Here is a 14884-nt window from a genome sequence, read left to right as displayed (position 1 = left end):
GTTTTTAGGTTGTTCGCTTGTGATAGCAGTCGACACTTTACCTAATTTACTGCAAAACACCAAAACCAATCTAATAAACTTCACAAAAGTGCATTATCACTGGTTTTGCTAACGTTAATCTTGTTAATCTGATGTGTGTATTTTTCCTATGAGTCAGATTTTTCTGGCTACTTTAGAGTAAGGAGCTTGAGCGTGACACTTGAGAAGACGCGAAGAATTACCAAAGAGATAAGACTCATTAAAGAGAATGAATTGAGTCGATTTTTTGCCTATTTAAATGAACAGGTTGCGGAAAACGGTCAGGGCGATGTTCCCTTGTTTCAGCCCATGTCACGTAAGTTTTCAGCTATGTCTGAGCAGATGAAACAAAGGTTTTCAGATGGGATAACACGTACTTTTAGTGATGAATCTTGGCGGAAACTTTGGATTGCAATCGATGAACAAGAGCAGATCTGCGGTCATATCGATCTCAGACCTCTGGCGGAACCCCACACAGATCATAGAGCCTTGTTGGGCATGGGCGTCCATAGCGATGCCAGACGAACAGGCTTAGGTAAAAAACTGATTGAAACTGTAGCTGAATGGGCTAAAGAAGAAACAGATCTGCAATGGATCGATCTCTGGGTTATGTCCAATAACGTACCGGCTATTTCTTTGTATCAAAAAACAAATTTCATCAAAAATGGCGAAATAGAGGATATGTTCAGGATAGATGGCAGCTCTTACTCATACGTTAATATGAGCCTGAAGCTGTAACTTGCCCTTATGCCAATTGCTATTGTCCAATAATGGATCGTCACTTATATAGTGTTAAATGTTATAGGTGGGTGTAGCTAACTGAAATAAAACAATTTTGATTGCACGTGTAAACACGCAATACAGGGTTAGGTGTCTCTTTTAGATTATTTACATTTTTACGCAAGCCTCTTGAACTATAGTTAACCGGATATGTGTCAAAACGACAAGCCCCAAGGAATATGGGGCTTTCGACTATCTGTGTCACGAAAGGAGGCAGGACATGAGTCACTATTTCAATAATATGCCGCTGGCGAGAAAATTAACCTTTGTTCTCTCTGTTGTTGGACTCGTCCCCGCAATTATTATCGCTTCAATCGCACTTTTTAACAGCTCTCAGGCCTTATCAAATGATAAATCCTCGGCGCTAACTGCGGTGGCGGAGCTGAAGACGAGTATTATTAGTCAATATTTCAATACAGCCCAGTCACAACTAGAGAACTTGAGTCGCAGCGGGCTGGCACGTCATGCACTTAGTGGCTTTTCGAACGGTTTTCATCGCTATTTAGATGAGCATCAAGAGGTCGATACCAGTACATTAAATCTGTACTACCGTGACGAGTTTGGCGTTAAGTATTTAGCGGATACCGCAGGTGAAATTGATGATGCAGGTCTAGTATCATCGCTTTCCGAGATTGCCAAAGCATTGCAAACCAGCTATATCAGCTTGAATCCTTATCCGCTCGGGGAAAAAGACAAACTGGTTGATAGCGGTGGCTCTACCCTTTATGACCGTACTCATAGCCAGTATCATCAAGACTTCAACAGTTATGTGTCTGAGTTTGGCTATTATGATATTTTTCTTATCGATGCAAGCAGCCATGAAGTGGTTTATTCAGTCTATAAAGAGTTAGATTACGCGACTAACCTAGAGTCTGGCCCCTATAAAACCAGTGGGCTGGCTGCAGCATATCGAGATGCTGTCCTCAATAAAGCCACGGTTTTTGTCGATTACGCACCCTATACACCTTCCTATGAAGCCCCTGCGAGTTTTATTGCCACCCCGATTCTTGAAGGGGAACAGCTTCTTGGGGTGTTGATTTTTCAGCTGCCTCTGGATCAGGTATCTCAGGTGATGAGCTCGACCTTTGGTTTAGGTGAAACTGGCGAGTCATACCTTGTGGGCAGTGATAAGAAAATGCGTTCAGATAGCTTTTTCGATCCTAAATATTCAGTTAAAGAATCCTTTAACTCCCGCAGTAATATTCAGATCAGTACTCCTCAGGTAGGTAACGCCTTAAACAATAGGTCTGGTTTTATGGAGAGTCAGAACTACCAAGGTCATCAAGTTGTTGCAGCCTATGCTCCCTTAGTCGTGATGGGGAGTCGATGGGCTTTAGTGGTTGAGCAAAGCACGGGCGAAGCATATGCCGCCATCTCCTCTTTGAGATTGCTATTTATCGTGATGATGTTGGGTTTATTGATAATGACTGTGTTGATTGCCATAAAGTTCGGCCGCTCCATCGCATCGCCCATACAAGATCTGTCAGCATTTATTCTTGATTTAAAGGCCCAGTGGCGATTTTCAATGCGCACTAAGGTTAGTAGTACTGATGAAACTGGCCAGGCGGCAAAGGCACTTAATGAGATGCTTAGCTCCCTAGATTCGGCGGTGCAGGACATCAATGGCACAGTCGAAGAGTTAGCTAAGGGGAATTTTAAGCAAAGGGTTAAGATTGATATGGCGGGAGATCTGGACGAGCTGAAGTGCACTATCAATGATTCGGCTAGAGCGATTACTGAGTCTATCGACGATATTGGTCGAGTGATGAAGGCGCTAGAGGTAGGAGACTTTACCCAAAGGGTGGAAGTTAATGCTCAAGGGCAATTACTCGAGCTTAAAACTATGGTCAATACCACCGCGCAGAGTACCGCTATGTTTATTGAAGATGCAGTTGGTGTGATGCAAAGTGCTGAGGCCGGGGATTACAGTGTCAGAGTATCTGTTAGTGCCAATGGTGAGTTAGATACTTTTAAACATGCTATTAATCAAAATATTCAAAATACTGAGTTGGTTATCGAAGATATAGGCCGGGTGATGCAGTCTATTCAACAAGGCGACTTCACTCAGCTGGTCAATGTACCTGCGCAGGGTCAATTAGATACCTTAAAAATGACCGTTAATCAGACGGCCCAAGGTATGGCTTGCTTTATTCAAGATGCCACCGGGGTTATGCAGCAGCTGGAGGCTGGGGATTACAGCGTCAGAGTGATGGTGGATGTTGCCGGAGAGCTGGATACCTTTAAGCATGCCATCAATCAAAATATCAAAAACACCGAGTTGGTCATCGATAATATTGGTGAAGTGATGCAGTCTATTCAAAAAGGTGACTTTTCTCAGCGGGTAAAAGTTGCCGCTCAAGGGCAATTAAACATCCTTAAGGTGAATGTCAATGAGACTGCTGTATCTATGGCTGGCTTTATCAAGGATGCAACCAGTGTGATGCAGAGATTAGAAGGAGGCGATTATAGTGTCAGAGTCGCGGTTAATACGGCCGGAGAGCTAACGACTTTTAAGCGAGCCATCAACCAGAATATTAAAAATACCGAGCTGGTCATCAACGATATCGGGCAAGTGATGCATGCTATTCAGCAGGGAGATTTTACTCAATTAGTCAATGTACCCGCACAAGGGCAGTTAGATACCTTAAAGGTGACCATTAACCAGACGGCTGAGGGGATGGCTAGCTTTATTCAAGAGGCTACATCTGTGATGCAGCAGCTGGAGGCCGGTAACTATAGTGTCAGAGTGAGCGTCGATGTTGCCGGAGAGCTAGCAAGCTTCAAGCAAGCAATTAATCAAAATATTGAAAATACCGAGCTGGTTATCGATGATATTGGTGCTGTGATGCACTCTATTCAGCAAGGAGATTTCTCTCAAGTAGTGCAAGTGTCTGCTCTGGGACAGCTAAATACTTTGAAAATGACGGTCAATAAGACTGCTGAGTCGATGGCTTCATTTATCAAGGATGCGACCTGTGTAATGCAGAGGCTAGAAGGCGGAGACTATAGTGTCAGAGTCTCTGTTAACGCTGCAGGTGAGCTGACTACTTTCAAAGAGGCTATCAATCAAAACATCATGAATACTCAAGTTGTGATATCTGAGATCGGTGCCGTGATGCAGCAAATTCAGCAAGGCGTTTATGGCAAGCAAGTGGAGTGTGATGCTAAGGGCCAACTTGCTCAGATAAAAGACAGCGTCAATGCGGCCTCCAAAATCACCGATGATATCGTTCGTGAAATTATTCAAGTGATGGAGTCACTCGCACAAGGGGATTTTAGTCATCAGGTCTCAGTTGATGCTAAAGGTGACTTAGCTAGACTTAAACAGAGTATTAATCTGGCTGCATCAGGAACAAAAGATGTGATTAATAATATCATTCAGGTGATGAAGAAAGTGGCCAGAGGCGAGTTTGACCAGCAAGTGATAGCCGATGCTAAGGGCCAGCTATTAGATTTAAAATTAGGGGTCAATGCGGCGGCAAACTCATGCGACCAAGTGGTGAAAGCCATTTCTCAGGTCATGGAGTCATTAGCCCATGGACGGCTTGACCAAAGGGTCACCATTCAAACCTTTGGGGACTTCAATAAACTCTCTGGTGCTGTTAATCAAACCTGTGATGCAATAGAAGCAACGCTCAATGAGTCGAAAGAGGTGATGGAAGCGGTAGCGCAAGGTAACTTGTCTGAATCCTTTAGCATGGCAGTAGAAGGCGAATATGCAGCCTTGAAGCTGAGTATCAACCGCACCGTCGATAACCTTGTTGCTATGATCGATGAGATCCGCACTGCAGCCAATGTCGTCAATCACAAAACTCAGGAAGCGTCAGATGAGACGTTCGGCCTCAACCAGCAGATAGACGAGCAAGTGGCCAGTGTGGAGAGCATTACCAGTGCTATGTCTCAGATGCAGGCATCTATCAGTAACACCTTAGATAAGGCTCACCAATCGGCAAGCATGTCTGTACAAGCCCACAAATATGCCATCGAAGGTGAGCGTGTGGTCGATAATGTGATTCTGGCTATGAATGGGATTTCTCAATCGAGCGCTAAGATGTCAAATATCATAGGCGTTATAGATGAAATTGCGTTTCAAACTAACTTACTCGCGCTCAATGCTGCGGTCGAGGCTGCAAGGGCTGGAGAGCAAGGCAGAGGTTTCGCCGTTGTTGCTGGAGAGGTCAGAAACCTTGCCCAGCGCAGTGCTAATGCTGCCAAGGAGATATCTCATCTTATCAATGACTCAGTAGACAAAGTGAATGCAGGAGCCGGACTGGTAACTGAATCAGGGCAGCTTCTTAAGGAGATAACAGTCTCGAGTGAAGGGGTGAAAAACAATGTTGATGAAGTGACGTTAGCCATGAAAGAGCAGCAGAGTCAGGTTGTTTATGTCTCTGAGGCCATGGAAAATGTCGACAGCACAATCCAACAGAGTGCGACTATGCTAGAGAATCTCAATCAAAATGTGGGAGACGTTAAGCACCAAGCCTTGAGTCTGCTCAATTTAATTCAGAGATTTAAGACTCAGTCTCCTGGAGTCTTAAAGGCTGTTTAGCCTCCATTGGTCTTAAGCGACGGGCTCTGAAGTGGTTTATTGTCTATTTCACTGGCAAAGACAAAATTGTTTTTGCCTTTTTTCTTAGCAAGATACATAGCCTTGTCTGCTTTGTTGATCAAGATGCTATATTCTTCACCATCTTCGGGATAACTTGCTACGCCTATACTCAAGGTGATGGCACAGTGTTGTTCCTGCATCATGAAGTTAATCGCCACAGAATCGATCATCTTTTTCGCTATCAGGGAGATGGAGGAGGCATCACCTGCATCAGGCAAAATAATCAGGAATTCATCGCCACCGACTCTGGCAACGATATCCCCCTCGCGGATGGAATCAGATAACCTGATGGCCGTTTCTTTCAGTAGTCGATCACCGGCCTGATGACCTAATGTATCGTTGACCCATTTGAAATTATCCAGATCGGCAAACATCACTACCAGCTTTTGCCCCGATAGCTTGCTTTGCTGCAGGAGTGCATCGAACTGCTCAGTGGCGAATTCGCGTGTGGGTAGGCCGGTCAAGGTATCATGATGCGCCATATGATTGAGCTTACGCTGTAACAGATCTCTCTCGATAGCATTTCGCTTGAATACCTCCATGGCTTCAGCCATTTTACCCACTTCATCTTTGCGCTCGGATACCGAAATATTAATACTGAGATCGTTACGTGCCAGACGTGACATCATGCGTGTCATTGCCACAATGGGGTTTGAGATATCCGATGCCAGAAGATAGCCTAGAAAGAAAATAGCTATGGCAAGTATGCAGCCACTGAGGAGCAGGAAGTGGCTCATGGTATAGACAGGTTCGAGTATTTCCTTCCTGTCTATTTCGGCTATGATGGCCCAGCGGGTTCCGAGGAAGTCCACCGGTGCATAGGCTGAAAATACCGGAATGTGGCGGTAATCCAGTATTGTATCGTTTCCCGACTCTCCTTGCAGTGCCTTACGTACAGAAAGAGTGTCAACTCTGGTTTTTAATATGCTTCGGCCATGAAAGAAGCGAGAGTCGCTGCGCATCAAGAGATCGGGTCCAACCAGATAGGTCTCACCAGTTTCACCCATACCGGCAGTGACATGCATGACATCGTTGAGAGGACCTATGGGCATCTGAAAGGCGATGATACCTATAAATTGTTTATTGCTATCGAATACGGGGGAGGCGATAAAGCTCGCTGGTTGGTTGTCACTGGGTTCATAGGTAAAGAAGTCAGCAAATACATGTTGATCAATACTCGGTTTCGGGTCTATTTCACGAACGATCTGGCTGAGGTGGGTCTCACTCCAGGGGCCTGTAAAGATATTGGTGGCGAAATCGACCTCTTTTTTTACCGTATAGATCAAATCGCCCTTAGTATTGAATAGGAATAAGTCATGAAATTCTCTGGTGGTGACTAAGTTTTTAAACTCGGGGTGATAAACGCTATGATACTGGTTATACAGTGCGCCACTTTCAGCCTGTAACAATGAGTCTTTCTGTTTATTAGAATAGGGGTTAAGGTGAATATAGGCATCTTGCAAGTAAACTGTTTGTTGGTCTCCTAAGGCATCCCAAGCCAAGGAAAACTGCTTGATAGCATCGATAACGAGAGGGCTTTGAGCATGGAAAATAAGATCTTTCTCTATCACGGAGAAGTATGAATTTAATGATGACTTCCTTGATTCTAACAAGGCGAATAGCGAGTTTTCGGCCGATTTAGCCATCTCATTCTTGGCTATGGTAAAGGCGATAAATCCAGTGGCAATAGCGGAAACTAATGCCAGAGATATCATGACTATTGGAAACTTATGAGTGATTTTAAAATCGGTGAGCATATTCTTCCTTAAATAAGACATCAAGAAAATTGCCGTAATACGAGTTTACGCTCTTCAATTATAGTCACAGAATATAGAGAGGAGATCGGCTCTAGGCTTTGTATTGATAAGGGTGAAGTCGTGTTAAGAAAATTGGTATTATTTGGGGAGGGGTGCTCATGGGATTACAAGCAATAAGCCTAAGAGGGCGAGATATTGACTGTTCAATAAATATTTATAAGAAGAGACATTTTACCTGTTTTCGCTGAAGTGAATAACCTGAAATAGCTCAACTTTTATCTTCTGTGACCAATAGTCTTGGGGCCAGCCGCCCTTAACTTTTAGGGCATCGATAAAGGCTTTGGGATCAGAAAAGTGCTCCCAAACCTGAGGAAGGAATACGGCTCTTAATCCATCCTCTTTAAGCACTACACCGTACTGCTCTTGTGTTAAGTACTCCTCGAGTTGACGCTGGTTTCTGACGTTTAATGGCGAAAGAGGAGATAGCAGGGATATCTCTATCGAGACTCGCTCTAGTTGAGTCTCAAGCAGAGGAGAGAAGCGGCGATCGTAGAATGCGCTGCTGGTGGCCAGATCCGGGATACTTTTTGCCAGAGGGCGATCACCTTCAATGCAGCCCATACAGCCCTTGAGCTCACCATCGAGTGTCAAAGTAACGAAACAGCCCAGTTTCGACTCGATTAGGGGCTCATTGGGGAGGGCATGGTGAGAAGTGGCGGAGGAATAGGCCGACGGTTCGGATATGAATGAGTTAACCAAGGCGCTACGAGCCAGAGCTAATAATTGGCACTTCCCGGACTCGGTGAGGTTAATTGATGATAAAGCTGGCATAGCCGACTACCCGATTTTTATCATCTGCACTGCTAATTTCACTGTCACCCGAATTTTGATAACTCAGCTGCGTTATGCAGAGGTTATGGCGTATAAGCTGGAGGGAGAGCGCATTGAGCGAACGGCATCCGCAGGCTTGATCGGATGATATGTCACTTTTTTTGGCCTGAATTTTCTGGCAAGTTTCCAAGTCTAAACGTTTAGCTTCATCATAGGGATGAAAATGGCTCAAATCTGAACTGACGACAATCAAGGTTTCGTCTCCCCCCCAGACTAATTCCAATAGATCGGCCATCGCTTCAGGGGCTATGTCACCCACGACTATGGGGAGGAGCTCAAATTCATTCAGACAGTGCTGTAGGAAGGGCAGCTCGACTTCTAGGCTGTGTTCATTTTTATGCGGGATATTGGAGATGGTCACGGCATCGTATGTAGCCAATTTGGCAGTGCTGGATCTGTCTATGGTCAAGTTACCTAGTGGCGTAGAGAAGTGGGTACTTTCGGGTAAGGCGCAGCCTTGCAGGTAAACCGTATGGGCGGGGCCGAGTAAAACTACACGCTTAATCTTATCTGCGATGGCACTAATGCAGGAGAAACCATGGGCTGCCACGAGCCCTGAATAGATATAACCCGCATGGGGCACGATTATCGCCTTAGGTGTCATTTTAGCTGTCGAATTTGGCATTTTATGAAGTGACGCCTGACTCATATAACTGGATAGCTCAGCGGATAGCGCCATAGGGTCTGCTGGATAAAACAGTCCTGCGACGGCGGGAGGGCGGATAGAACTTAGCATCTGTTACCTGGCCAGTCTTTTTAAACTAGGCTTTAAGTATAGGCCAAGGCGGACACATGCTGATGCTGTCTAAATCGAGTACAAACATAGGTGAAACTCATCTTGTTAACAGCCATATTAGAGATACTAATGCTATAGAATCCAGCACTGTAGAGACTAAGTACTGGCATCAACTGGACGACGGTAGGGTGCAATGTGATCTTTGCCCTCGCCACTGTCAGCTGCGAGAGGGCAAGCGTGGGGTCTGTTTCGTGCGGCAAAATATTGATAATGAGATAAAGCTCACTAGCTATGGTCGTTCTAGTGGTTTCTGCATCGATCCTATAGAGAAGAAGCCTTTGAATCATTTCTATCCCGGTAGCTCTGTGCTGTCATTTGGTACCGCCGGCTGTAATCTCTGTTGTAAATTCTGCCAAAATTGGGATATCAGTAAGTCACGAGAGTTTGATACTTTAGGTTCTAAAGCAAGTCCCGAATCATTGGCTGCAACGGCAAAACGCATGGGCTGCAGGAGTATCGCCTTTACTTATAACGACCCGGTTATCTTTCTCGAGTATGCCGTTGATGTGGCTCAGGCTTGTCATGAACAGGGGATCAACTCGGTGGCGGTCACCGCTGGCTATATCTGCCCCGAGCCTAGAGTCGAGTTCTATCGTTTTATGGATGCGGCCAATGTGGATCTTAAGGGGTTCACTCAAGACTTCTATCATAAGATCTGTAGCGGAAATCTCAGCGATGTACTCGATACCTTGCTCTATCTTCGCCACGAGACTCGAGTCTGGTTCGAGATAACCACACTCTTGATCCCCGGCGAAAATGACTCAGTTAAAGAGCTGGAGCAACAAACCAAGTGGATAGCCGATAACTTAGGGTCCGATATTCCACTGCACTTTAGCGCATTTCACCCAGACTTTCATATGCTGGATAAACCCAGAACTCCGTCATCGACACTTATGCGTGCCAGAGAAATTGCTATGGCTCAGGGGCTCAATTATGTCTATACCGGTAATATTCATGACAGCGAAGGAGGCAGTAGCTACTGTCCTTCATGTCACAGGTTAGTCATCAAGCGAGACTGGTATGAGTTAGGCGAATATCACCTCAATCACAGCGGCAAGTGCCAGCATTGCGGTACGCAAATCCCCGGACGTTTCGATGGACCCTGTGAGCATTTCGGCAGGAATAGAATCCCTATTTTGATAGGATAAAAGCAAAGATCAAACTACAAGCTATAAGTTGCGAGTTGCGAATTTAGACCAACTATAAGCTACGAGCGAATAGCAGTTTCTGAAACAGCAAGATAAATGATGGATAGCCAAAAAAGAGACAATAAAAAGGCAGTCTAATGACTGCCTTTCTTTGGCTTTGAGTCACAAACCTTGCTCGTGACTCAAAACTGTTTGTGGCTTTCTTAGCTCTGTCTTGAACTTAAAGCTGCTTTAACCTTCCGCTTCTAGCTTTGCAAGCTCAGCTTTCTGCTCGGTTAGTTTCTCGATATCACGTTGATATTCGGCTTGCTTAGCACGCTCTTTTTCAATCACGGCAGCAGGGGCTTTAGCCACGAAGCCTTGGTTAGAGAGCTTACCTTCGATACGCTTAAACTCACCAGCCGCTTTGTCGAGAAGCTTGTCGATACGAGCAACTTCTTTAGCCACATCGATAAGACCCGCCATTGGGATAAGAAGCTCCATATCGCCAATCAGCTGAGTGGTCGACATAGGTGCAGTTTCATCTTCAGCAAGTATTGTCATGCTCTCAAGTTTAGCTAGCGTCTTGAAGAAGGTTTGGTTCGCATCAAGACGTGCCTTATCTTGCTCACTCACACCGCGTAGTAGGGCATTAAGTGGCTTAGAAGGGGCAATGTTCAGTTCGGCGCGAATGTTACGTACCGCAGTGATCACTTGCTTAACCCACTCAATATCTTCCATGGCCTGAGTATCAACTTTCTCGGCTTGATATTCAGGGAACTGCGCCAACATCAGCGTATCACCTTCAACACCGGCAAGAGGCTGCACACGCTTCCAGATAGTCTCTGTTAGGTAAGGCATCATTGGGTGCATTAGGCGCTGCATCTGCTCGAGTACAGCCACTAAGGTGTGACGTGTGCCGCGAAGCTGAGCTTCACTGCCACTTTGCATCACAGGTTTAGTTAGCTCTAAATACCAGTCACAGAACTGATTCCAGGTGAATTCATAGATAGTATTGGCGGCTAGGTCGAAGCGGTAGTTTTCCATGTGCTCGTCATAAGCTTTAACGGTTTCGTTAAAGAGACTGATGATCCAGCGATCCGCAAGGGACAGTTCCATGTCGCCCGGCTTGCCGTCAACTAAAAGCTGACCACAATCTAATGCTTCGCCGATTGCATCATCAGAAGCACCTTCAGTTTGCACTTCGGTGTTCATCAATACATAGCGTGAGGCGTTCCAGATCTTGTTACAGAAACTACGGTAACCGTCGAGACGCTTCATGTCCCAGTTGATATCACGGCCAGTTGAAGCCATAGACGCTAAGGTGAAACGCAGGGCGTCTGTACCGTGTGCTTCTATGCCACCGGCAAATTCTTTACGTGTACTCTTCTCGATTTTTGCAGCTAGTTTAGGCTGCATCATGTTACCGGTGCGCTTAGTCACCAGTGACTCGAGATCGATACCATCAATCATGTCCAGTGGATCGAGTACGTTACCCTTAGACTTAGACATCTTATTGCCGACTTCGTCACGGATAAGTCCGGTCACGTAAACGGTTTTAAAGGGTACCTGTGGTTTGCCGTTCTCATCTTTGATGAAGTGCATGGTCATCATGATCATGCGGGCAACCCAGAAGAAGATAATATCAAAACCAGTTACCAACACATCGGTTGGGTGGAATGCTTTAAGCTCTTCGGTGTTCTTTGGCCAGCCAAGGGTCGAGAAGGTCCAAAGCGCCGAGCTAAACCAGGTATCGAGTACATCATTGTCTTGGTGTAACACGACCGAATCGTCAAGCTTATGCTTTGCACGAACTTCAGTTTCATCGCGGCCAACGTAGACTTTACCCGCTTCGTCATACCAGGCCGGAATTCTGTGTCCCCACCAGAGCTGACGTGAGATACACCAATCGTTAATGTCGCGCATCCAAGAGTTGTACATGTTCTCATACTGCTGAGGTACAAATTTGATATCACCGTTATCTACTGCTTCCATGGCTGTTTTCGCCATAGGTGCAACAGAGACATACCATTGATCGGTAAGCAGTGGCTCGATAACCACGCCAGAGCGATCGCCGTAAGGCACTTTCAGTCCGTGTGGATCAATTTTACCTAATAGTCCAAGTGTATCGAACTCAGCAACAATGGCTTTACGCGCGGCAAAGCGTTCAAGACCGGCATAACGTTCAGGTAGGCTATTATCTAATTCGGTATTGCTGGTGCCATCAGTGTTAACCACTTCGGCCAAGCTACGAATAGCGGCATCGAACGTTAAGATATTGAACATAGGTAGTTCGTGACGCTTACCGACTTCGTAATCGTTAAAGTCGTGTGCTGGAGTGATTTTTACACAACCTGTACCGAATTCAATGTCGACATAATCATCGGCAACGATTGGGATAAGGCGGTTAACGATTGGCAGCAAGATAAACTTACCAATAAGTGATGCGTAACGCTCATCATCCGGGTGAACCGCAACGGCGCTGTCACCTAGCATGGTTTCAGGACGAGTCGTCGCAACTTCTAAATAGTCTTTGCCATCGTTAGTCAAAGCACCATCGGCGAGCGGGTAACGGAAATGCCACATGCTGCCTTGCTTCTCTTTGTTCTCAACTTCTAAGTCTGAAATAGCGGTGTGAAGTGCAGGGTCCCAGTTCACCAGACGCTTACCACGATAGATTAGGTCATCTTCATACAAGCGCACAAATACTTCCTGAACCGCTTCAGACATGCCTTCGTCCATGGTGAAACGTTCGCGATCCCAATCAACCGACGCGCCGAGACGACGTAGTTGCTTAGTGATGGTACCACCGGATTCGTTCTTCCAGTCCCAGATCTTATCGATAAACTTATCGCGGCCAAGATCGTGGCGTGTCTTGCCTTCTTCGGCAGCCACTTTGCGCTCAACTAGCATCTGAGTAGCAATTCCTGCGTGATCTGTACCAACCTGCCAAAGGGTGTTTTTACCCTTCATACGCTGATAACGAGTCAGAGTATCCATTATGGTATCTTGGAAGGCATGACCCATGTGCAGACTACCCGTCACATTCGGTGGCGGGATCATGATGCAATAGTTGCCTTTGGACTCGTCGCCATGTGGCTTGAAGTAACCTTTCTCTTCCCAGCTTTGGTAAAGAGACTGTTCTATAGACTGCGGGTTATATGTTTTTTCCATGGGAGCTAGTATTTCTCAAACAAAATTAAGTGGTTGTGTCGCTAAGTCTTGAGTGTTTAAAGCCACTCCAAGACTCTTATACTGACGGTAGCGATCGCGCGCGATCGCCTTGAAGCCAGCATCATTGGCAACGAAGTCGATAATCTGGCCAAAGTTTACCGCAAATGAGGGCACTTGGTCTGCAAGATTAATCAGAAGATGACGATTTTTATTGGGACCCAAGGTATCGAAGCCGATTTCCACAGGCGCACCCGTGACCGGACCTTCACCTTTGAGGTTATGGGGCACAAAAGAATTGGGTTCAAATTGCCATAATAATTCATCGACAGCATAAGCCTGTTCTCTATCTCGAGTATGGACATAAACCAGTTGCTGATTAACAAATGCATTTTGTGCCAGTTCACAGGCTAATCTGTGGACTTGTTCAGTAGCCTCAGTAGAGCTATTAGCCTCAGCGGGCATCACGTAAAATAGGGCATTTGGCATAGTTGGGTTTAGTCTTAGTTTTCAGTTTTAGTGAATAGGCGTTTTTACTGTCGAAGGGAGGGATTTTACACCAAAACCTATGCTTTAAACCAGAGTGGAGGTTGGTGTTCAGCCTCTTTTTTGTCGATTTTAACTACGATCATATCAATACCGCACCATATCCTTACTGGGGCTGATGTGCAGTAACGACAAAGTGAAGCCGCTAGTGGTCTGGCAACAACTTTGAGTGGGATTAAGTTTTGAGTTAAATGGTTATTCATCCACTTTGGACATTATATTTTCAAATGTGCCGTCGCTTTTCATTTCAACCAGGGCTTTTGAGAAGAGTAAGGCTAGCTGTTGACCCGTTTTATCTGATTGAAATGCGTAATAGACATTTTGGCGGGACAGTGGTTGTCCAGAATCGTAACAGATATTGCTTTTGCCGCTTTGTTCTATTGCTTTGATCCCAGATTTTTCCTCAACGACAAAAACATCAATATGGCCTGCATCTAGCATTAGTATGTTATTAATATCACTTGGGGCCGTACTAGTGGTGAAAGATAAATTTGCAGTTATCTCTTTTGAGTATGGGTATCCTAGAGTCATCCCAATATGTTTCCCGGTAAGGTCAGCAATCGATTTGACTAGAGGTTGACCCTGTTTAGTAAAACCAAAATCTGTTTTGATATAAATTGGTTCTGATTTGGATATTTTATGGGTAACCATGACATCCAGAGCTGGAAAAAAACCATGGAGTTTATTTTCAGCGAAATAAGTGGTGATTCTTTTAGGTGGTAATACTTTTATAGCGATTTTTATTTTACTACGTTTGGCAATTTCTTTAGTTAACTCAATAAATATCCCAGTGTTTTTATCTTCTACCATTAATGGGATTGGAAATGTTCCAATCGTATAGGTTTCATCTTCAGCGACACTAATCCCTGTGAAAAATAAGAAAAAAATAAGTAGGAATAGAATGTTTTTTTTCATGAGAATCACCTAGCTACAATAATTTATTGCAGCAAATAGGGTCAGTGTATACTGAAGCCTAGTACATGCAGGAGGAACCATATAGCAAATAGTTCCAGTGGGGATGCTCTAACACTTAGCCGTAATGACTCCTGACACGGCGCAGATTTTAGATTTGTGGGCTTGTTCAAAGTCGTTCAATTTTGTCCCCCCCTGAGTAATAGTTTATGTCGAAGCACTAACACTTATTTCCCAAGAAGACTGACTAAACGAGATAGACTGAAACTGGCAT

At 45.1% G+C, this 14884-nt stretch carries 9 protein-coding genes; 3 read left to right on the top strand and 6 right to left on the bottom strand.

The window, feature by feature from the left end:
• Positions 1 to 192 precede the first annotated feature (192 nt).
• Together sps_RS22680 and sps_RS22675 are read left to right on the top strand one after the other, a co-directional pair.
• The gene (locus sps_RS22680; RefSeq protein WP_077754550.1) at positions 193 to 756 is read left to right on the top strand and encodes a GNAT family N-acetyltransferase; all 564 of its coding nucleotides are present in this window, start codon (positions 193 to 195) and stop codon (positions 754 to 756) included.
• A gap of 262 nt (positions 757 to 1018) precedes the next feature.
• Positions 1019 to 5350 carry a HAMP domain-containing protein gene (locus sps_RS22675; RefSeq protein ID WP_077754549.1) on the top strand — a complete coding sequence of 1444 codons (4332 nt, stop codon included), beginning with the start codon at positions 1019 to 1021 and terminating at the stop codon, positions 5348 to 5350.
• Here sps_RS22675 and sps_RS22670 read toward each other — a convergent pair.
• The 3 genes from sps_RS22670 to amrB all read right to left on the bottom strand — a co-directional run bounded on the left by sps_RS22670 (position 5347) and on the right by amrB (position 8794).
• Positions 5347 to 7167, bottom strand: coding sequence for a GGDEF domain-containing protein (locus sps_RS22670; protein ID WP_077754548.1), 1821 nt, complete (start codon positions 7165 to 7167; stop codon positions 5347 to 5349). The genes sps_RS22675 and sps_RS22670 overlap by 4 nt on opposite strands.
• A 231-nt stretch (positions 7168 to 7398) precedes the next feature.
• Positions 7399 to 7998 carry an AmmeMemoRadiSam system protein A gene (amrA, locus tag sps_RS22665; RefSeq protein ID WP_077754547.1) on the bottom strand — a complete coding sequence of 200 codons (600 nt, stop codon included), beginning with the start codon at positions 7996 to 7998 and terminating at the stop codon, positions 7399 to 7401.
• Positions 7976 to 8794, bottom strand: a complete 819-nt coding sequence (gene amrB / locus sps_RS22660; RefSeq protein ID WP_077754546.1) for an AmmeMemoRadiSam system protein B — start codon at positions 8792 to 8794, stop codon at positions 7976 to 7978. Before amrB ends, amrA begins: the two co-directional genes overlap by 23 nt.
• A gap of 56 nt (positions 8795 to 8850) precedes the next feature.
• Here amrB and amrS point away from each other — a divergent pair, with 56 nt between their 5' ends.
• On the top strand, positions 8851 to 10002 hold the full coding sequence (gene amrS, locus sps_RS22655) for an AmmeMemoRadiSam system radical SAM enzyme (RefSeq protein WP_237157921.1): 1152 nt from the start codon (positions 8851 to 8853) through the stop codon (positions 10000 to 10002).
• A gap of 231 nt (positions 10003 to 10233) precedes the next feature.
• Here amrS and sps_RS22650 read toward each other — a convergent pair whose 3' ends face one another.
• The 3 genes from sps_RS22650 to sps_RS22640 form a co-directional block, all read right to left on the bottom strand.
• A complete protein-coding gene (locus tag sps_RS22650; RefSeq protein ID WP_077754545.1) occupies positions 10234 to 13155 on the bottom strand; it encodes a valine--tRNA ligase in 2922 nt (973 codons plus the stop codon).
• A 15-nt stretch (positions 13156 to 13170) separates the two neighbouring features.
• Positions 13171 to 13641: a DNA polymerase III subunit chi gene (locus sps_RS22645; RefSeq protein ID WP_077754544.1), complete on the bottom strand. Its 471-nt coding sequence runs from the start codon at positions 13639 to 13641 to the stop codon at positions 13171 to 13173.
• A gap of 252 nt (positions 13642 to 13893) precedes the next feature.
• Positions 13894 to 14613 carry a substrate-binding periplasmic protein gene (locus sps_RS22640; RefSeq protein WP_077754543.1) on the bottom strand — a complete coding sequence of 240 codons (720 nt, stop codon included), beginning with the start codon at positions 14611 to 14613 and terminating at the stop codon, positions 13894 to 13896.
• Positions 14614 to 14884: the final 271 nt, after the last annotated feature.

The sequence above is a fragment of the Shewanella psychrophila genome (genome assembly GCF_002005305.1).
In the GTDB taxonomy this organism is placed as follows: Bacteria; Pseudomonadota; Gammaproteobacteria; order Enterobacterales; family Shewanellaceae; genus Shewanella; species Shewanella psychrophila.
The sequence above is the reverse complement of the archived record's forward strand: the minus strand, read 5'-3'. Positions and strand labels throughout refer to the sequence as shown.